The sequence below is a fragment of the Kocuria sediminis genome (assembly GCF_009735315.1).
Taxonomy (GTDB): Bacteria; Actinomycetota; Actinomycetes; order Actinomycetales; family Micrococcaceae; genus Kocuria; species Kocuria turfanensis.
The window spans coordinates 250,990-270,519 of the sequence record NZ_WOGU01000004.1 but is presented as its reverse complement, the minus strand read 5'-3'; the positions used below and the strand labels follow the sequence as shown (position 1 = coordinate 270,519).

The 19,530-nt window shown below is 66.9% G+C and carries 10 protein-coding genes; 6 read left to right on the top strand and 4 right to left on the bottom strand.

What is annotated here, in order from left to right; translation table 11 throughout:
• Positions 1-83: 83 nt before the first annotated feature.
• Positions 84-3,593, bottom strand: coding sequence for a TM0106 family RecB-like putative nuclease (locus tag GMA12_RS06915; protein ID WP_156268425.1), 3,510 nt, complete (start codon positions 3,591-3,593; stop codon positions 84-86).
• Between the two features lie 990 nt (positions 3,594-4,583).
• On the opposite strand from GMA12_RS06915, the gene GMA12_RS06910 reads away from it, so the two are divergent.
• From GMA12_RS06910 to GMA12_RS06895, 4 genes are all read left to right on the top strand, one after another.
• Positions 4,584-9,146 carry a sacsin N-terminal ATP-binding-like domain-containing protein gene (locus GMA12_RS06910; RefSeq protein ID WP_156268423.1) on the top strand — a complete coding sequence of 1,521 codons (4,563 nt, stop codon included), beginning with the start codon at positions 4,584-4,586 and terminating at the stop codon, positions 9,144-9,146.
• A gap of 384 nt (positions 9,147-9,530) precedes the next feature.
• Positions 9,531-10,832, top strand: a complete 1,302-nt coding sequence (locus tag GMA12_RS06905) for an NYN domain-containing protein (protein ID WP_162459579.1) — start codon at positions 9,531-9,533, stop codon at positions 10,830-10,832.
• Positions 10,833-11,463: 631 nt separating this feature from the next.
• A complete protein-coding gene (locus GMA12_RS06900) occupies positions 11,464-11,949 on the top strand; it encodes a potassium channel family protein (protein ID WP_156268419.1) in 486 nt (161 codons plus the stop codon).
• 236 nt (positions 11,950-12,185) lie between these two features.
• Positions 12,186-12,467, top strand: a complete 282-nt coding sequence (locus tag GMA12_RS06895; protein ID WP_370830595.1) for a DUF1269 domain-containing protein — start codon at positions 12,186-12,188, stop codon at positions 12,465-12,467.
• Between the two features lie 583 nt (positions 12,468-13,050).
• Here the strand turns inward: GMA12_RS06895 and GMA12_RS06890 are convergent.
• Complete coding sequence (locus tag GMA12_RS06890; protein ID WP_156268417.1) at positions 13,051-13,644, bottom strand: voltage-gated chloride channel family protein; 594 nt, start codon at positions 13,642-13,644, stop codon at positions 13,051-13,053.
• 12 nt (positions 13,645-13,656) lie between these two features.
• Positions 13,657-14,277, bottom strand: coding sequence for a dihydrofolate reductase family protein (locus GMA12_RS06885; RefSeq protein ID WP_156268415.1), 621 nt, complete (start codon positions 14,275-14,277; stop codon positions 13,657-13,659).
• Positions 14,278-14,919: 642 nt separating this feature from the next.
• Here GMA12_RS06885 and GMA12_RS06880 point away from each other — a divergent pair.
• On the top strand, positions 14,920-16,419 hold the full coding sequence (locus GMA12_RS06880; RefSeq protein WP_240898651.1) for an MFS transporter: 1,500 nt from the start codon (positions 14,920-14,922) through the stop codon (positions 16,417-16,419).
• 18 nt (positions 16,420-16,437) lie between these two features.
• On the opposite strand, the gene GMA12_RS06875 is transcribed toward GMA12_RS06880, so the two are convergent.
• A complete protein-coding gene (locus GMA12_RS06875; RefSeq protein ID WP_156268413.1) occupies positions 16,438-17,385 on the bottom strand; it encodes a helix-turn-helix transcriptional regulator in 948 nt (315 codons plus the stop codon).
• A gap of 728 nt (positions 17,386-18,113) precedes the next feature.
• Here GMA12_RS06875 and GMA12_RS06870 point away from each other — a divergent pair.
• On the top strand, positions 18,114-19,520 hold the full coding sequence (locus GMA12_RS06870; RefSeq protein WP_156268411.1) for an MBL fold metallo-hydrolase: 1,407 nt from the start codon (positions 18,114-18,116) through the stop codon (positions 19,518-19,520).
• Positions 19,521-19,530: the final 10 nt, after the last annotated feature.

Here is a 19,530-nt window from a genome sequence, read left to right as displayed (position 1 = left end):
GTATTTGGGCTTAGCTTGCCGCTTCCCCTCGATTCGCCGATGCTCTGCATTTGCGGTGTTTCATAATGTATGCTTACTGTCCCTTATTCATGCATTAGTTCCTTGTTTTTTCCGCTCTCTCCGATTTCCGTACGCTCGTCTGGATTTCCCGTGGTCTGGCAGAGACCGATGAAGGCGCCCAGCTCGAGAAACCCCCCTGCGCTACTGGGCATAAATGAGGTCAGCGTTTTGGACCGGATGAGGACCGCCCGCCATTTTGCCCGGGAGACAGCTACGTTGACCCGGTTCCTGTTGAGTAGGAAGCCCATTCCGCGGGGTACGTCGCCGTACGAGGATGCTGTCGTCGAAACGATGGCTACAGGCGCCTCCTGCCCTTGGAACTTGTCGACGGTGCCCACGCGCACGTCACTCAGATCGGCGGATTTAAGTGCGCGCTGGATGAGCTCGACCTGGGCGTTGTAGGGAGCGACGACGAGGAAGTCGCACTCCTTGAGCGGCCTTGGGCTTGTCGATGTGTCCGGGTCGGTCCAGGCCTTGCCAAGAAAGGTTCTGACCTGCGCCACGACCTCCGCCGCCTCCTCCTCGGATTCCGTGCGGTTTCCGGTGTGGTCGAGGCACACGACATGGAGCCCCGGCGTGACGCCGTCGAGATAGCGCCCTGCTGCGGCCGGCGCTGAATGGAGGCGTCCTTCGTAGGACAGGGTCGAGACCTTCGCGCAGAGGGCGGGGTGCATCCGGTAGGACTGCCCGAGGAAGTACCCGAAATTTGTGGGTATGGTGTCGTGGCCGTCCATGAGCCAGCCAAGAGCGGACTCGTTGACCGGCTCGGCATGCAACGCTTGACTTACCTGCGGCAGCTGCTGGGGGTCACCCAGCAGAAGCAATCGCTGCGCAGCAATGGATGCACCAATGGTTGCTGCGAGTGAAAACTGGCCTGCCTCGTCTACGACCAGCAGGTCCAAGCTGCGACGGGCAATAGTGTTCTCGTTGGCGAAGTCCCACACCGTCCCGCCGATGACGCACCCGGTCGCGACATGCTCGGAAAGAAACTTCGGCACGTTTTTCAGCGCAGTCCAGGTAGGTCTCTCACTCTTGACCTTGTCCTTACCAACGAGAGAGGCATCAAGTCCGGCCTCCACGATGCCGGCGAGCAGGTTTTCGACCACGGCGTGGGACTGGGCGACGACCCCGATGCGCCAGTGGTGCTTCTCGACTAGCTCTTTTACGACTCGCGCTCCCGTGTAGGTTTTACCGGTGCCGGGAGGGCCCTGGATTGCGACATACGAGTCGTTCATGCTGATAAGCGCGGCCACGACGCTCTCGGTAGTAGAAGCCGTCACGGGCAGCGCCTCATTCCCTCTAAGCCGTGGCGCTCGTCGCGCGAGGATGTCGAGGACGCCGCAGTGGGGCAGTGACGACGCCACCGCGGCTTTGCAAGCGACTTCTCTGATCGCTGCTTCGATCTTCTTGGTACTGGGCGGCGTTCCGGGTACCAGCGCGGCCGGGAGGTGGCTGGAAATGCCGTCGGGGTTTCGGCTCTCAGTGAGAAGGATGACGCGCGGGTCCTCGAGGTCGCTCACGACGGCGGAGCTAGGCGCGACGACGTAGGGCGCTCCATCGGACCCCAACGACCCAGTCAGTGCCGGTGTCGGGTAGACGACTTGGGCCCTTGAATTGGCCTTGCTACCCGGTGTCCAGTCGCCGACGAGTCGGAGGACCCGGCGTGCGTTCCTGGAACGCCCCCCAGGGTCCGCCCAATCCTCAATGATGGTGGCCGACTCGACGACGTACACGTCGCGGTAGTCGTGCCAGTCATCGACCATGTGTCCGAGGCGTTCGTAGTGTTCCCACCAATACGGCTTGTGTTCGCGGCGGTAGTAGTCGAGGGACGTCGCCAACACGGCAAATGCCTGTTCTTCCGGCGTGCGCCGGTGCCGCTGTACTGGACCGGACTTCGCCATCAGGGTGAGGAAGAGCGGATCCTCATCGGAGAGCTCCTCGCCCTGGATGTTCTTTATGCGGGGGACGATCTGGTCGTCAACGCCCGCCTCCACTGCGCGCTCGAGGAGCCAGTCCCGCAGACGGAGGGTCGAGAGGCAGTCGTACCGGTTGTAGTCAGCCAGGGACACCAGCCGCGCCTCAGCGGCTGCGGGATCGTGGACTCGCAGTTCGCGGTGCTCGTGGTAGGCGACCACGGAGGCGCCGCCGTCATCGACGGCGTCATCGTCGTCGCAGCGCAGCAGGTCACCCATGTAGAGCGGCTCGAGCTTCTTGATGCTGTACGACGGCTGCCCCACCCGCACTGAACCGCGCACCGTCGCGTAGAGATCGACGAAAACACCGGAGCGGAGCAGGTCGTCGAGCGCCTTCTCCTTAGTCTGGTAGCGCATCGCGAGCCGTTTCAGCGCGGTCGTCTCGTACGGGGCGTAGTGGTAGATGTGCATGTCCGGATAATGTGCCCGGCGCTCGGCGACGAGATTCATGAAAGAGATGAAGGCGTCGCGCTCCTCAGCTGAGCTGTGCGCCCAGATCGCCGTGTACTTCTCCGCGGCATCAAGGACACCCCAGAGGTATTCGAGCCCGACGCGGCTGAGGTCGCCTTCGTCGTAGAGCGGGTCACCCTCGAAGTCGAAGAACAGGTCACCCTCGGAGGGAGCCGGAAGAAGGGCGAGCATCGTGGACGCGGTAGCAGTCAGCTCGAACGCGACCTGCGTATCCGCAGCCTGCATCTGCTTCCACTGCAGACCCGCCTGCGCGCGCAGCTTCTCAAATGTCGCCTGCGCCATCCTGGCCGGCCTCAATGTCGCAGCCGCAAGATCGGCAATCGTCCGGATGGCCGGCTCTGCCGCGTGCAGCTTGCGACGCTGCTCCATCCGCATCCCGGCCACGCCGATGAGGTCGTTGACCGCGGTGGCGGAGGCATGGCACTCCGGGCACTTACCGCAGGCAACGAGTCGCTCATCGCCCCACACGACAGCGACGCCTCCGGCCTGGTGCGAGGCAAGCAAATGACGGAGTTGCTCACGCCGCTCAAGGAACACCGGCAACACATCAGAGACGCGGAAGTCGGCTCGCTCGCCGTTGCCCAGCAGCAGCGACACGGTCTTGGACAGTGGCAGGCCCATTTGCTGTACCTGGTGGGCGTAGGCCCCGAGCTGAAGCAAAGCTTTTGGCTTGGCCGAGCGCGCAAGCTTGGCATCGCACACCACCCAGCCGTCGTTGGCGCGTTCGATGAAATCGGCGTACCCGAAGAACTCACCGTCGAAGAACGCCGCCTGATAGATCACCTCGGGCTCGCCCAGAAAGGCCTCACGCGTCGCCTCGCCCGCTGCCTGAACCTTGGTCATCGTGTACGGCGGATCGATGTGGTTGAGCACAGCGACGTTGCGTTCCATTTGCAGATTTCCCAGTAACCCAGCCTCGTGGCGATCACCGAGCCTGCCGATGTGCTCCAGGAATGGATCCTTCTTTTCTTCGATGGGGTCTGCCCAGCCGAGCTTGTAGTCAAGGGTCCGCAGGATGGTGTACTCGCACCCGGCCGCGGCGGTGAGGTCGGACGCGCTCCAGTGCAGCTTGCCATCAATGAGAAACATGAGCGATTCTCCTTTCTTGGACCTGCTTCCAGAACCTGCGCGGCCGCAGTGGGCCTTGGAGGCGTGGTATCTGTGCTCCGTGGGGGTGGGTCACCATCCAGCCGGTTGTCCCCGACGCTGCACGGCTTCATAACCGTCATCTACTGAAGCGGCACACTTCAGCGCTGCCCGCGGCACAGAGCCAAAGAGCTGGAATCGCTTCCCAGTTTCTTGGCACCTGCCGCGACGGATAGTGCAGTCATAGCAATACCATCTGGTAGCTTCCGCAAAGCACATGCCTGGCAACCTACCCCGGGGATACGGGCTCACGACGGCATTAGCTCATGTCACCAAGGCCCCCGGTACGCCGACGCCTGCAAATTGTGACGCAAGGGGTAGCCTCAGTCTCTTCGCACGGGGAAGCGGGTGTCCTTTGGACAAGGGACCCGAAGCACGTCGTCTTCGCCTGGGCAATGGCGAGAAGTGATCGTGACTCAAGGGCGAGGTCACGTCCTGCGACGTCATATACCTGGCGTTTTCGTCCCGGTGCGGAAACTAGTCGATATGTTGATGTTTGCAATTGCACGCGTACCTGGCGGGGATCGGTTGCAACTGGCCTTATGGTCGACAGTGCGCACCTACCGACTACGTGGCTCAGTTGGTGATGAGCCCGGCTCCATTTTGTTGGGATCGCATTCGCGTCTGACGGTGTGACTTTGATCGAGCATGACAGATTTCGAACAAATCTAGAGGGGCGGACAGCGTGTACGGACGAGGTGGGAAGAACGACGGAAGCCTCATAAAAGAGAATCGACGTTTTCTGATTCAGATTTCACGTGAAATAAATCCAGCTGGCCACGGCGGTCGGTGTGAGCAGGGCCATGCAAGCAGACTGGAGCTCACGGTGGCCGCGCCCGGCAGTCCGCAAACAACACGCACGACACGGGCCACGATGGACTCTTTTGGGGTTTTATGCTGGGACGGCCACAAGGCAGGAGGTGTCTGACCACCGTGAATGCAGGGTTCTGGCGGTTCGATGCCGTTGAGGCGGACGTAGCTGCGAGGGAGGTCGTTCATCACGATCCAGACGCCCCCTGGGGGCGCATCCCCATTCCCGCTGACGCCGATGCTGCCGCCGCAAGTCTCTCGGCGCTTGCTGCCGAGTTTCTAAAGCTGCCGCCAAGTATCCGTGGGGCGCTTGGACGCGCGACAAGTAACGCGGCACAGCTCTCGGATGACCGACTGCAGGGGCTCGCCGAACTTCTCCAGAACGCGGACGACGAGGGCGCGGATACGGCGTTCTTATTCGTCGATGACGATCGCCTGCTGTTCGGGCACAACGGCAGTGACTTCACGCTTCCGGATGTTTGGGGTCTTACGATCCCGTGGCTTAGCGAGAAAACCGGTCAGGCTGAAAAGCTGGGACGGTTTGGCATCGGGCTCAAGACTTTGCAGGCCCTCTCCGAGACGTTGGAAGCCCACAACAGTCACTTTCATCTCAGCCTCGGACGAAGCACCCTTCAACCTGCCAGCCCCGATCCTGGTTGGCCGAATCATCCTGCAACTGCGACGACCGTCTTTGTCGTGCCGTTTCAGCATGGAGCCACCACGCAGGAAGAGGTTGCGGAGTGGATCCAGTCGTGGGGAGACGCTGGCCTCCTGTTTTTGCGATCGCTGAGCTCTGTCACGCTGCTCGATGCTGACGGGGCAGCCGTGGCGCGGTTGGTGGTGCAACGCGGCGGCGCGGAGATGGTGAGCCTCGCGGGTGGAGAGGTCAAGCGCAGCACAGTGAGCACTGAAGACGGCCGTACCTGGTTGCATTACGTGCGCGATGCCCAAAGTCCAGCGGGCCAGCGCGCTGGCAAGTCTCATCGCGACACGACACCTGTGGCAGTGGCGTTTCCAAGATTCGGTGCGGAGACGGGCCATGTCCACGTCGGCCTGCCCGTCCGCTCTGTCGGCCTGCCGTTTCGCATTGCCGGACAGTTTGATCCGCTCGCGAACCGCCGCGACGTGGCGGTCAGCCAGTGGAACTTGGACCTAGTCGGACTCGTAGCTGACCTATGGTTAGACGCGACGCTCGACCTCTTCCAGGTTGACGCCCGTACCGCTTGGGCGGCGGTTCCCCTCGACGCCGAGTATGCGGCAAACCCCTTGGCGGGCCAGCTTCATGAAGCACTTAGCAGGACACTGATGCAGCAGTCGCGCTGCGCTCTTGCGGACGCACTCCGACTTGTGGGGCGTGCCGGAGGTATGCACTCCTTGGCCGACCTTGCCTTCGAGACACCCGACTTGACCGACATTCTGACCGACGATGACATCCGCGACCTCGCGGGGGCGGCTGACGTCGTCACGGAGGGAAATCGCTCTGACAACGACCGTTGGCGCCAGGTGATCTCTGAGCTTGCCAGCCTTGGCGCGAAGACTCCAGCGGTGATCGATGCCCAGAGCGCACTTCCGCTGCTGAACGAAAAGCAACGAACAGTCGAGTTTGTAGCCGACCTGACGGCCGCGGTGGTCGCGGCGTTTACCCGTAAGGACGACGAAGCCAACATCGATCTCGAAGCCGAACTAGCCGCATCCAGGTGCCTCGTGCTCGTAGATGGGAGTAGGCACAGTCCCAAGATGGCGACCGACCTCCGCGTTCTCCTACCTCCGGAGGCATCGGAGCTCTGGTCGACGCTGGGGATGGGTGTCCAGTTGGATCGGGCATACACCGAGCGTCCCGGCTGGCCGGACGTTGCCCGCTGGTTGCACGGCAAGATCGCCTTGCGACGGACCGCAACCGATGGGGACGCACTGCGAGCCCTGGCCGCTGCCGGACGTGGCGACATCGAGCTGGTTGAGCCGCTCACGGACCACCAAGCCGACGCGCTGCGCTCAGCCCTTGAGTCCGTCGATGAACCCGAGCGCTCCTCCCTGGGAGTCGGGATTGGGCGGGCCATCCGACTTGAAGCAACCGTGTACGAGACCAACGGCCAGCGAACCCAAGTGTTTGCCCGACCCGCAGACTCGTACCTCATCGAAAAGGAGAAGAACAGCTGGTCGAACGCCGCGAAAAAGACTCCTGGATTGGTCTGGCTCCATCGTCGCTACTCTGAGGCGCTCCGTGCCCCTGCTGGACGAGCCGGCATAGGTCCGCAGAAGCTCTTCCGCCTCTTGGGCGCGGAGGTCATGCCGCGATTGCGGACTTTCCCAGACAACGGGACGTATTACAAGCAGTACGCGCACTACGAGTCTGGCTTGTGGAAGCGTGCGCCTGGCTCGCCTCCGCGTCGCATGAAGCAAATGGAAGAGGTAGGTGCCCAGTGCACGCTCAAGGACCTTGCCGCACCCGATCTTAAAAGCGTCATCGCGGATATCGCCAGCGAGAAGAACGGACAGCAGCGCCGGCAACGGGCCAACGCGCTCGTGGGCTGTCTTACCCGAAACTGGGAACGACTGGAACCGCACACGAGGGTCGTAGCCGCGAACCCAGACAACGGCTGGAGACGTCGAGGCGAGGTTGACGCATGGTGGATCAGCCAGGCGGCCTCAGTTGCGTGGTTGGGGAACGGGCGCGGACGACCGGCCGCCCCAGGGCAACTGCGACTTAAGACCCTCGCCAATGAGGCGATGCACGGCGCCGACCCCGCCCTCTATCTCGCTGACGGCTATGACTTACCAGCGCATCGCGACGTACTGACGACGCTCGGGGTCGAAGGCAACCCTACCGTCGCGGCCTTGATCAACAAGATTGCGGAGATCCGAGTAGCACACCTTTCCGGGCAACCGTTGAACCCTGATTCCCCAGGCGCCCATCCCATGACAACGCGGGAAGCAGCCGACCTCGCTGCGCCTTTCTACCAGGCACTCGCCGCCGACGTGCATGGCGGCGGAATCCCGCGCGTGGGTAACATGCAGGCCAGCTTGGTGCGCCCGCATTTCGACCGCGGTGACGGGTTGATCATTACAAATCAGGGATGGCGCCGCACAGCCATGACTCTCTCTGGGGCCGCTATCTTTGGAAACCTTGCGGCGTTCGTACCTGCGGTCAAGGGCACCGAACCGTTGTGGGCCGCACTCGGAGTCCGACCCCCGAATGCGGAGGATGCCAAGCGCGTCATCAAAAGGCTCGCCAGGACTCGTCAGTTGGACACAGATGAGCGGCAAATCATGCTGGAGGCGCTCAGAATCCTTGCTCGAACACCTATCGAACGTCTCGGGCAATTGCGACGTCAGCCGGTTTACCTGGGTAGCGGGTGGGCGAGCAAGCGCCCCATCTACGCCGTCGAAAACCCTCTCCTCGCCGAGGCACTTAAGGAGACGCTGCCGACCTGGCAACCCGGCGGACAGTTGGCCCAACTCAGGTCATTGATCAAGCCGCTCGCTCTCACGACGATCGACGGCACTCACGCACACGTCTTATACGACAATGCGGCGATGTACGACGTGGAATTGACCGATAGGTTCACGGCCGCCGTGCGAAACCTCCAAACCGACCTGGCACTCAGCGCGCCAAAGACCGGCGAAGCTATCTGCAACACGTGGGAAGAGCTCGCCGAGTTCCAGGTCGCAGTGTTGCCCAATCTCCGAGTCCAAGTCGCCGTGCCCGATGGACATGGCCACGAGGTGCAGCTCCCTGCCTGGCTTGATGCAAGCAGACGTACGCTCTTCGTACGCTCCCCTGCAGAGGTAAGTCGGGCACGGACCGGTGGCTTCGCAATAGCGTCTCTCTTCACGACCAATCCACGGGAGATCGCGCACGCGTGGGTAGTCGCATGGGCCGATGCCGAAACAGGCACCCAGACCGAACTCGTCGTCTCCGCCGCCGCACGCGACGCCGAGGAGAAGCGTCGCAGGGAGGACAGCCAGGCTGCTTTGATTGCCTTGCCTACGCCGGGCAAGGAGCAGTCCGCAAGGTCGGCGCGAAGGCCCAAGAAGGCTGGGGCCAGTCAGGACGCACCCGTGACGTATCAGTCACAGCAGAGGGCGCGCTCCCTCGTCGACCCTGCAACCTTGGAACTCCAGGAGTCGGCTGGAAACCTCATCCTCGGGACTTTGCCGAGCTGCGGATCAACCAGCGCGACCATGGGAAGCGGTGCCGATGGGTCCAGGAGAGCCAAGCTGAAGGATCCGAGAAGTGACCATCCCAAGGCGCCGAGCACCGGCGGCAGGGGTCCGCTCAACTACACGGCGCAGGAGCGCGAAAGCGCCGGGCTAGAACTTTTGCGCAAGGTGCTCGCCGGCAATGACACCACCTTGACTGACGTACGCCACCAGCCGAACGTCGGGGCGGACGCGGTCGACGACCGTGGCCGGTACTACGAGCTCAAGGTGCACGCGGGGGCCATCCCCGACACCGTGAGGCTTGAGGACAGCCAGATCCAACGAGCCATGACTACTAAGGACTTCTACCTCGTGCTCGTCGGCAACATCGAGGATGGACAGGGGAACCCGGAGGTCAGGATCATCCACGATCCACTTCATCACCTGATGGTCCAACCCCAAGGCGCCGTCCACCTCACCGGCGTCCTGTCAGCGGAGGTGGCCCGATCATGGACCTTCGAGCCGGTGACTGTGCAAGACGACTAGGAACTGACGGAGGGACTGCCGGACCATCAGGTGACACTCGATGGTGGAGTAGTCACGACGGAGCGTCCGCTAATCACCGTCGGCACGTAATGGCGGCGGACACTAACCCGTATGTGTGTGCGCCCTCGAGGGCTGTGGCGGTCAGGAATGCGTGGTGTCAGCAGCTGTCCAAGCGACGGATTCTTCAGGTTGGCCGTTGGGTCCTCTTATCTGCGCGGCTGACTGACGCAGTCGAGTAGATGGAAGTCCTGTCGGAGTCTTGACGGGGCATCTGCGCGCGCCACGGCCGAGTAGCGACCTCTGGGGATACTGCAAGTGATTAGCTAATGCACATAGTGCAACTCACCCAATCGCGAGGACGCCATGGGCCACCGCAGATCCGCCATGTTCATCGACTTCGACAACTTCTTCAGCGGGTTGCTCGGCAGTGACCCGAAAGCAGCCCTCGAGCTCGCGGAACGGCCGTCCGCGTGGATCCACCGACTGGCCGCGCATGACGCTGACGATGTCCGCCGCTGGCTGGTGCTTCGTTGCTACATGAACCCATCCGGCAGCGTCGCTCACCCGTTGCACCCGGGGGAGCGGCTGTACTTTTCGAAGTTCCGGCCATTCTTTACTCAGGCCGGCGTGGAGGTCGTGGACTGCCCCAGTCTCACCCGGGGCGCGAAGAACGGTGCGGATATCCGCATCGTGATCGACGTGATGACCGCGCTGCAGCACGAGACCTGTTACGACGAGTTCGTGCTGGCCTCCAGCGACGCGGACTTCACGCCGTTGCTACAGGTGCTGCGCGCCCATGACCGCAGAACCGCAATCATCGCCACTGGCTCGACGGCTGTGGCCTATGAGGCCCTGGCTGACCAGTACCTCGATGAGCAGGACCTTTTCGACCTCATGGTCCCGGCGCAGGAGTCGGAAGCCGGCGTCGCTGAGGAAGCCGCCGCGATCCTGGAGGCACACGACGTCGCAGGCGACACCGCTTCCGGGGGCCGGTCGAACGACGAGGAGGCATGGCGGGAGTTCTGCGAGGTGGTGCGCAGTGATTACGAGTCCTCCGAGGTGCCCATCAATTGTGCCCGCCTTGCCAGCCGGATCCACGCAGATCTGGGTGAAGTCGTCACTCGCACCCGGTGGTTCGGTGGAGGAACGTTTCGGAAGGCTGTCGAACGGATCGGCTTGCCCAACCTCAACTTCTCACCGCACCACTTCTGGGACTCGGCCAGGCACCCGGCACCCGAACCTGTCCAGCCGGGGCCGAGCGACCCACCGGAGGTCCCGGCGCCGCTTCCCCCGGGTATCACTCGATTCTGCGACGTCGCCAAGATGCCCCGGCTGCCGCAGGATCACTGGCCCGTCGTGTTCGAGGTGCTCTCGGAGTACGCCCGTGGGTTCGACTTCAATCTCTCGGAGGCCTCGAAGTGGTCCAGGGACCGCGCCAGGGAACTCGGTGTTGAGGTCTCCCGGAGAGCACTTCTCTACGTTATTCGAGGTGCCCGTACCGGTGGCGCCGACCTCAGTGTGGACCAGGCCCCTGATGCCCCTGCCATCGGCCGCGCTGTGCTTAGCAGTGTGCTCGAACAGGCCGCCCTGGCGGGGTTCTCTCCTTCCGAGGACGAGAAACAAGACCTGGCCGACTGGCTGGCAGTCGACGCGTCAAGCTCCAGGCTTGTCCACGGAATGCAGTGACGACCGGAACGGTGCCCGGCCTTCAGCCTTGCGCGGGTCGCTGGCAACGCTGTCGCCCGCTCAGCATGAACTCTTGAACGGTTGGAGCCGGGCGGTGTTGAAGGGGTCGGGAATGGCCAACTAAGCCGGGTCGGCGAGCACATGTTCGATGCGAGGACGATGCCTAGATCGTGGGACTTCAGGACTGGCCACATTGGCCAGTTAGCCCGGTGCCTCACATCCCCGCCTGACCGGTGGGACGAGGGGCGGCTCTGCACCAGCAGGTCCGCCCCTTCGTCGTCGCAGTCCGCACCGGCCGGCCATCGTGACGGCCACGGCGGTCGTGTCCCGGTCCCAGCAGGGCCGGTCCCCGACCCTCGCGACCGGCGGCGCCACCACAGTGATCGCCTGCGGCCCGGGGCGGCCTGCCAGCGCGCGGCTCGCGGGCGGGCGAGAGCGACGGGTCGTCGGGACAGCACCACGCACCAGCACGGGGTGCCCGTCCGCACGCTCCCTCGGGTACGGTCGACCCACCGGTACGGAGCCCTCAGCGCGGCGAAGCGTGCGGGGCGGACACAGGAGGTGCAGACCGATGCGGAGCGGACGAGCACCCGGACCCCCGGACGGGGGCCGGATCCGGGGCCCGCGCGGCATGCTGGTGCGCTCGTGCCTGTCGGGGCTGGCCGTCCTGCTGGCGTACTTCTGGCTCCCGTTCACCTCGGCGTTCACCGCCAGCACGGTCCTGGTGCTCACCGGTGGGCTCGTGCTCGTCGCGGGGCTGCTGGTGCGGCAGATCCGCGCCATCAAGGTCTCGCCGGCGCCGCGGGCCCAGGCCTTCGGGACGCTGGGGCTCACGGTGCCCGTGTTCGTCGTGGTCTTCGCCCTCACCTACCACCTGATGTCCCGTGCCGCCCCGGAGCACTGGTCCGAGCCACTCAGCAGGCTGGACGCCTTCTACTTCACGGTGACGGTCCTCGCGACCGTCGGGTTCGGGGACATCACGGCCGTCTCCCAGGCGGCCCGCGCCGTGGTCACGGTGCAGATGATCGGCAACCTCCTCCTGCTCGGCCTCGTCGCCCGGGTGATCATGGGCGCCGTCGAGGAGGGCCTGGCACGGCGGGGATCCGCTGCCGACTGAGCCGTGTCCCCCCGCATCGCTCCCACGTCCGCCCCGGCCGGTGGGAGTCGCCGGACTTTCATCCCGCCCGGGTGATCCTCGCGCCAGAGCAGGCACCCATCCGGTGAACAGGCCGGCGGCGACGGCTCTGCCGCGGAGTGATCGGCGGATCACGCCGTGGCCGGTGCGGTGGCCCGGGACCGCACGTCACGTGCTGCGGAGGCGAGCGGATCGATCCCTCGGGGCCCGTCCGATCGGTGATCGACACCGAGGCTCTCGGCGGATCCTTCCGAGGCATGCTCTTCGGGCTGATCTTCCTGGTCCCGCTCCTGGGCATGGCCGTGGGCACCGCCGCCGGAGCCCTGAGCGGCATGCTGACCGACACGGGCATCGACGACGGCTACACCAACCGGGTCCGCGAAGAGGTCACGTCCGGCACGTCGGCGCTGTTCGTCCTCACCTCCGGCGTCGTCGTCGACCGGGTGCGGGAGGCCCTCGCCGGCCAGGACATGCACCTGCTGCACACCAACCTGTCCTAGGACGAGGAGCAGAAGCTGTGCCAGGTCTTCGCCGAGGAACCGGGCGCGAGCGTCCCCGCGGACAGTGCCACGAGCTGCTCGGCTCCGTCGCCGGCCCGGGGCCGGGCTGACGGCTGCGGCCCCCGGACGAGACGTCCGGGACGCGGGCCGTGGAGGCGGTGCTGGCTCCGCGGTCCACGGACGAGGCTTCAGGGGAGCTCGCCGCTGAGGCGGTGGGGCCCATGGCGCGAGAGGACGAGCGACATGTGCCGCTGGCCGGCGCACTGCGGTTCACCCGTGACTCTGGAGGACCTGCTGTTCGAACCCACCAACTCCCTGGTCGTGCAGAGCAGGCACGCGCGCCTGGGGGCGGAGACGACCAACGGGGACGGCTTCGGCGTCGGCTGGTACGGGAACCGGCCGACGCCGGGGCTGTTCCGCAGCACGGAGCCAGCCTGGAACGACCGCAACCTCCATGAACGGGCGATGCAGGCCGCACCCCGCTACGTCTTCGCGCGCATCCTGACGACCACCGGCACGGCGGTGCAGCAGACCGACTGCCACCCGTTCCGCCACGGCCGCCGGTCGTGGACGCACAACGGGCTCATCCGGGACTTCCTGACCGTCGAGCGCTTCCTCGTTCTGGCCCCGGCTGCTCCCGCTGATCGAGGGATCCACGGACTCGGAGCTGTTCTTCTTCCTCGCCGTCGCCCTGGGCCTGGAGGAGGACCCACCGGCGGCGGTCGCGGCCGCGATGGGGCTCATCGGGGAGGTCGGGCACCGTCACGGGGTCGAGCACCTGCTCCAGATGACGGTGACCACCACCTGGGCCCTCCGCTGCTCCAGCGAGGGCGCCTTCCGGTCGCTGTTCCGCAGCGCCGACGTCTCGGCGCTGCGGGCCCAGCACCCGGAGCACGCCGAGGACTCCGCGGGCGAGCGTAGGCCCCAGCGGGATCCCGGGGATCAGGGCGTGCCCCAGCAGCCCCACGCCGGCGCCCACGAAGACCGCCGGGAAGACGCGCCCGCCCCGGAAGCCGGCGCTCGCGGCAACGAGCAGGGCCGTGCGCTTGACCGCGACGAGGAGCGCCAGTTCCCGCAGGGAGCAGTCCGCCGCGTTCCGGGTGAGCTCGCCCGTCCGGTGGGCACCCTTGAACCGGGTGATCGGCCCGCCCGGACGGTCCCTGGCGCGCGTGAGCACCAGGGTGCGCGGCTATTCGCCGGACTGCGCGATGTCGACGCCGGTCACCGGGGCACCCGCCCGCTCGTAGACCAGGGAGACGGCTCCCTTCGGGAACGCCCGCGGCGGCGCCACCAGGGTGAAGGCTGCCGGGGCGGCGCCGCTGCCGAAGATGCGCTTGCCCGAGCCCAGCACCAGCGGATAGAGGAGGAGGTTCAGCCGGTCGACGAGGTCCTCCCGCAACAGGGTCGTCAGGAGCTCGCCGCTGCCGATGACGTGCACTGCGTCGAACCGGTCCCGAAGCGCTCGCACCTCCGCCGCGACGTCGCGCAGGACCGTGGTGCCCGCCCAGGACGGGTCGGTCAGCGTGCGCGACACGACGAACTTCGGCACGGCGTTGAACTTCACGGCGATCGGGTCGGCGTCCCCCTGGGCCGGCCAGTACCCGGCGAAGATGTCGTACGTCCTGCGTCCGAGCAGCAGCGCGTCCAGACGGTCGATGCCGGCCCCGATCGTCTCGCCCGTCGCGTCGTCGAAGTACGCCCCCTGCCAGCCGCCCAGCTCGAAGCCGCCCGCACGGTCCTCGTCGGGTCCGCCCGGGCCCTGGTAGACGCCGTCGAGGGTGAGGAAGAGATCGGCCTGGATGATGCCCATGGGATGCTCCTTCGATGTGCGACGGCGTCCTGGGCGCACCATCCTGTCCGGACCCCGCCCGGGGGTCAATCCTGGGGCGGTGCATGACGGGGCGGCCGGCTCGATCCCCGACGGACGCCGCATCGACCGGATGGCCGCTGCACCCGCCCCGCACGGTGCGGGACACGGCATCAGAAGGGCGGGGGAGTGCCGGCCGGGACGGGGGCGCGGAGGGTCCCCGTCCCGGCCGGCCGGTGTGCGGTGGGGGTCTGCCAGAGCGCCGTGGCCACGGACGTGCTCGGGCACGGACCGGTGCACGATGCCTCCGTGCGGCTCGCCGGCTGCGCTCCTCGGCGTCCACCACGAGCACGGCGCGACGGGCACGAGCCCGTTGCCCGCAGCTGCCCGGCCGTGGCCTGTGGCCCCCGTTCCAGCAGTTCGGTGACCGGACGGCGGAAAGCCTCGGCGGGCGGCGGCACGCGCGGCACGCCGGTCCAGGTCGGCGCCTCCACGACCGGGTCGCGCCACGGCTCCACCATCACCATGGCCTGAGCCCCGCGGTCCGGCCCGCCTTCAGGGCTCCCGGGGCGGGGATCGGGCGCGTGTCCTGCGCGGCGAGCCGGACGGCGGTACCGTGTCCGCGTCCGCCTCTACACTGGCCGCATGAACGAGCAGCAACCGGGTTCCTCCCGGGCCGTCGATGCTCCCACCCCAGGCGTGGCAGGTCCGGCGGGCGCGGCCGTGCCGGACGGAGACGGCGGGCCGCCCGGTCTGGTCGACTCCGAGGCCGTCGACACCTCCGTGCGCAGCCCGGAGCAACGGTCCCGCACCTTCGCCGGGATCCTCGTGAACACCGCGCTCGCCAACATCACGACCAGCTACCTGTGGTTCGCCCTGACGTTCTGGGTGTACCTGGAGACGCGCAACGTGATCGCCACCGGGGTGGTCGGTGGCGCGTACATGCTGCTGATCGCGCTCTCCAGCATCAGCTTCGGCACCTTCGTGGACCGTTACCGCAAGCTCGTCGTGATGCGGTTCGCAGCGGTCTTCACCCTGGTGATGTTCGTGCTCGCCGGGATCCTGTACCTCCTCACCCCCGCCACCGCCATGGTAGACCTGACCCGGCCGTGGCTCTGGGCCTTCGCCCTGGTCGTCCTGATCGGAGCCGTGGTGGAGAACATGCGCAACATCGCCCTGTCCACCACGGTCACGATCCTCATCGAACCGGACCAGCGGGCCAACGCCAACGGACTCGTGGGCATGGTGCAGGGACTGATGTTCATCGTCACCTCGGTGCTCTCCGGCCTGTCCGTCGGGCTGCTGGGCATGGGTGGAACGGTCGTCGTCGCCGTGGCGCTCACCGCCGTGGCCCTCGTGCACCTGCTCACGCTGCGCATGCCCGAGGAGGTGCGCGCCGCGGCCACGGACGCGCACGGCGGATTCGACCTCCGGGGTGCCTTCGCGGCCGTGCTGGCCGTGTCCGGTCTGTTCGCTCTGATCCTGTTCTCGACGTTCAACAACTTCATCGGCGGCGTCTACATGGCGCTGATGGACCCCTACGGCCTGGAGATGTTCCCCGTGGAGATCTGGGGGGCGGTCTTCGCGCTCGGTGCCACCGGCTTCATCGTCGGCGGGGCGCTGATCGGCAAGTTCGGCCTCGGGTCCAACCCGCTGCGCACCATGCTGTTCGCGGTGATCGCCATGGGTGTGCTCGGGGCGGTGTTCACCCTGCGGGAGTGGGCCTGGCTGTACGTCCTCGGCATCTGGCTCTACCTCGTGCTGGTCCCCTTCGTGGAGGCAGCCGAACAGACGGTCATCCAACGTGTGGTGCCGCTGGAGCGGCAGGGCCGGGTCTTCGGTTTCGCCATGGCGTTCGAGTCCGCCGCCGCGCCGATCACCGCGTTCCTCATCGCACCGATCGCACAGGTCTGGATCATCCCGTACGCGCGGTCGGCCGAGGGCGCCGCCCAACTGGCTCCGCTGCTGGGGGAGGGCACCTCCCGCGGCATCGCCCTCGTGTTCCTCGTGGCCGGCATCGTCATGATCCTGGCCGCGCTCCTGGCCTTCCTGACCCCGGTCTACCGCCGGGTCTCGGCGTCGTACGCGCAGGTGGCCGCGGAGGGCGACGACGCCGCCGTCACCGCTCCCTCGTCCGCGGGATGAGCGGAACGTGCCGCTCGGTCAGCGGCCGAGAGTGCGGCTCGGCGTCGTCCCGTAGACCTGTCGGTAGTACTGGGCGAAGCGGCCCGAATGGGCGAAGCCCCAGCGGGCGGCGATCTCCTTCACGGTGTCCCCGCGAGCGGGGTCGCCCTCCCGCAGCTCGCGGTGGGCGGCGTCCATCCGGGTCCGGCGCAGGTACTGGGCCGGCGTCAGCCCCGTCGGGTGGTTGGCGCGGAAGGCCCGCACGAGGGCCTTGGTGGTCGTCCGGGCCGCGCGGGCGGCGTCCTCAACGGTGATCGGGTCCGCGGCGTGGTCGTCGAAGTACTGGATCGCGATCCGGTACCGCCGGCCCTGGGCCTCCATGGACAGGTACCGCTCCGCGCGGTCCCCGCGCAGCGGGAAGCACTCGAGCAGTCCCACGGCCAGGTGGCGGGTGAGGTCGGCGCGCACCACGGGCTCGTCGAAGGCTGCGGACGCGAGCACACCGGCGCTGAAGCGCGCCAGCTCGGACCAGTACTGCCCCAGCCGGGTGCTGAGCGGCGCGGAGGACGTGAAATCCACCGGAGTTTCGGTGCCGTAGACGGTGTCGGCGGTCTGCTGCACCACGTCCACGGGAAGGTGCGCGAGAGTGACGTCCACGTCCTCGGCCACGACGAGCACAGGATGTTCCGGGCGGAACAGCAGCGGCGCTCCGGCGGCGGCGGTGCCGGTCTCCTGCCGCGTCTGCCAGTCGTAGCGTCTGCCGTCCACGTGGGACACCGTGAACGTCGCGGTGTCCCCCCACAGGGACATCGCGCCACCCACGCGCACCCGGGAGACAGCACCTCGCGCGTCACCGGCGCGCGACAACCGGTAGCAGAACTCGGGATCGGCGGAGCCGTAGCCGAAGCGCAGTCCGGTCTGCTCCCCGAGCACGGGCAGCACATCCGGGTCCGAGACCGTGAGTTCGTGGCGGAACACCTCGCCCATGAGCCAGCACCACCTTCCGCACAGGCCGCGTGCGGCACTGCCTCAGCTCCGACCGTCCGTACCTCGGTCGGGGAATCTCGCCCCAGTATGGCCCGGCTCCCCGGAATGCACGACCGGTGCCGTCACATGCGCACGCATTGACGACATGCGGCGCGGTCGCGGAGGTGACGGCCGTGGAGGAGCGCCAGGATCTCGCGGCGGCCGGATGCTGCGAGCTGCTGACATGGGGCGATCCGGGCCGGCGCTGGGGCGTGGAACAGGCTGTGGCTCAGGCACCGAGCAGGCTGTGGCTCAGGCACCGAGAAGGCTGTGGCTCAGGCACCGAGCAGGCTGTGGCTCAGGCACCGACCAAGCCGTCGCCGAGGACCCCGCCCTCGGCGCGGCCCGGGGCGCGACGAAGACAGCCGAGCCGACGGGCGTCGTCCACACCGTCAGCATGTCCGGCTCGTCGAACCGTTGGGGGATCGGGACGAACTGCCGTTCGACGTCGGCCCGGCAGCGCACCAGCAGCAGCCCGGCCTCATGCGCGGCGCCGGGAACCTGACCCCGCGGCCTCGTCGTTCCCGCCGAGGCCGCGGCCCCATGCCCTTCGTCTCCAACCAGGCCCTCGCCGATATACCCCCCTGGGTACTTGCGGTATACCCCCTGGGGTATTACTGTGGTGCTCAGACGGCTGGAGGGACCTCCGCCGGAGCCCCGTTCCACCCCATCCTGCGAAGGAGAGACCCATGCTCATCGAGCGCATCTACGACGAGGACCTCGCCCAGGCCAGCTACTTCATCGGCTGCCAGCGCACCGGACAGGCCCTGGTGGTCGATCCCCGTCGCGACATCGCCGTCTACCGGGACCTGGCCGCGAGGAACGGCATGCGGATCACCGCGGTCACCGAGACCCACATCCACGCCGACTACCTCTCCGGGACCCGCGAGCTGGCCGCCGGCACCGGGGCCACCATGCACGTCTCCGGTGAGGGCGGAGAGGACTGGCAGTACGAGTTCGACGCCGAGCGCCTGTACGACGGCGACGAGATCCGGATCGGCAACATCGTGGTGAAGGCTGTGCACACCCCGGGCCACACGCCGGAGCACCTGTCCTTCCTGGTCACCGACGGCGCCTTCGCCGACGCCCCGGGCTACATGCTCACCGGTGACTTCGTCTTCTCCGGGGACCTGGGCCGGCCCGACCTGCTGGACGAGGCCGCTGGCGGGGTGGACACCCGCTTCCTCGGGGCGAAGCAGATGTTCGCCAGCCTCAAGGAGAAGTTCCTGACCCTGCCCGACCACGTCCAGGTCTTCCCCGGGCACGGGGCCGGATCGGCCTGCGGCAAGGCTCTCGGCGCGATCCCGTCGACCACGGTGGGCTACGAGCGGCTCTACTCCTGGTGGGGTCCCTTTCTGTCCGCCGACGACGAGGCGGGCTTCATCACCGAGCTGCTGGAGGGCCAGCCGGACGCCCCGTTCTACTTCGGGCGGATGAAGAACCAGAACCGGCGGGGCCCGGCGGTCATGGGGGAGCGGGCCCCGCTGCCCCAGCTCGACGCCCAGCAGGTCGCGCGGCTGCTCGCCGCCGACGAGGCCACCTTCGTGGACACCCGTTCCGTGGCCGAGGTGCACACCGGCACCGTGACCGGGGCGCTGAACATCCCCGCCGGCGGGTCGGTGGCGACCTACGCCGCCTGGGCCGTGGATCCGGAGACCGACGCCCGTCCACTGGTGCTCCTGGCCGACGACCAGGAGGCGGCCCAGGACTTCTGGGACCACCTGGTGCGCGTGGGCATCGACAGCGTCGCCGGCTACGTCACCGGCACTGCGGGCCTGCCGCGGTCCACCCCGCAGCTGGTCCAGCCGGAGGAGGTCGAGTCCTTCGACAAGGCCGTCCTGCTGGATGTGCGCGCCGCGAGCGAGCACGCCGCCGGCCACGTGCCCGGTTCCGTTCAGCTGCACGGGGGCCGGGTGCTGTGGAGCCTGGACCGGCTGCCGCAGCAGGGCACCATCGTGACCTACTGCCAGAGCGGGCTGCGGTCCTCGGTGGTGGCCTCCACGCTCCGGCACGCCGGCTACGACGTGGCCGAGCTCGACGGTTCCTACGCCGGCTGGGCCGCCTACCGGGACGCCGTGGCTGCCGCCGTGCGCTGATCCCGAGTCT

What these genes read in the sequence shown, in the direction of transcription:
- GMA12_RS06915 (WP_156268425.1), bottom strand. Translation starts at nt 3,593, where the DNA reads ATGTTTCTCATTGATGGCAAGCTGCACTGGAGCGCGTCCGACCTCACC.
- GMA12_RS06905 (WP_162459579.1), top strand. Translation starts at nt 9,531, where the DNA reads ATGTTCATCGACTTCGACAACTTCTTCAGCGGGTTGCTCGGCAGTGAC.
- GMA12_RS06900 (WP_156268419.1), top strand. Translation starts at nt 11,464, where the DNA reads ATGCTGGTGCGCTCGTGCCTGTCGGGGCTGGCCGTCCTGCTGGCGTAC.
- GMA12_RS06885 (WP_156268415.1), bottom strand. Translation starts at nt 14,277, where the DNA reads ATGGGCATCATCCAGGCCGATCTCTTCCTCACCCTCGACGGCGTCTAC.
- GMA12_RS06880 (WP_240898651.1), top strand. Translation starts at nt 14,920, where the DNA reads ATGAACGAGCAGCAACCGGGTTCCTCCCGGGCCGTCGATGCTCCCACC.
- GMA12_RS06875 (WP_156268413.1), bottom strand. Translation starts at nt 17,385, where the DNA reads ATGGGCGAGGTGTTCCGCCACGAACTCACGGTCTCGGACCCGGATGTG.
- GMA12_RS06870 (WP_156268411.1), top strand. Translation starts at nt 18,114, where the DNA reads ATGCTCATCGAGCGCATCTACGACGAGGACCTCGCCCAGGCCAGCTAC.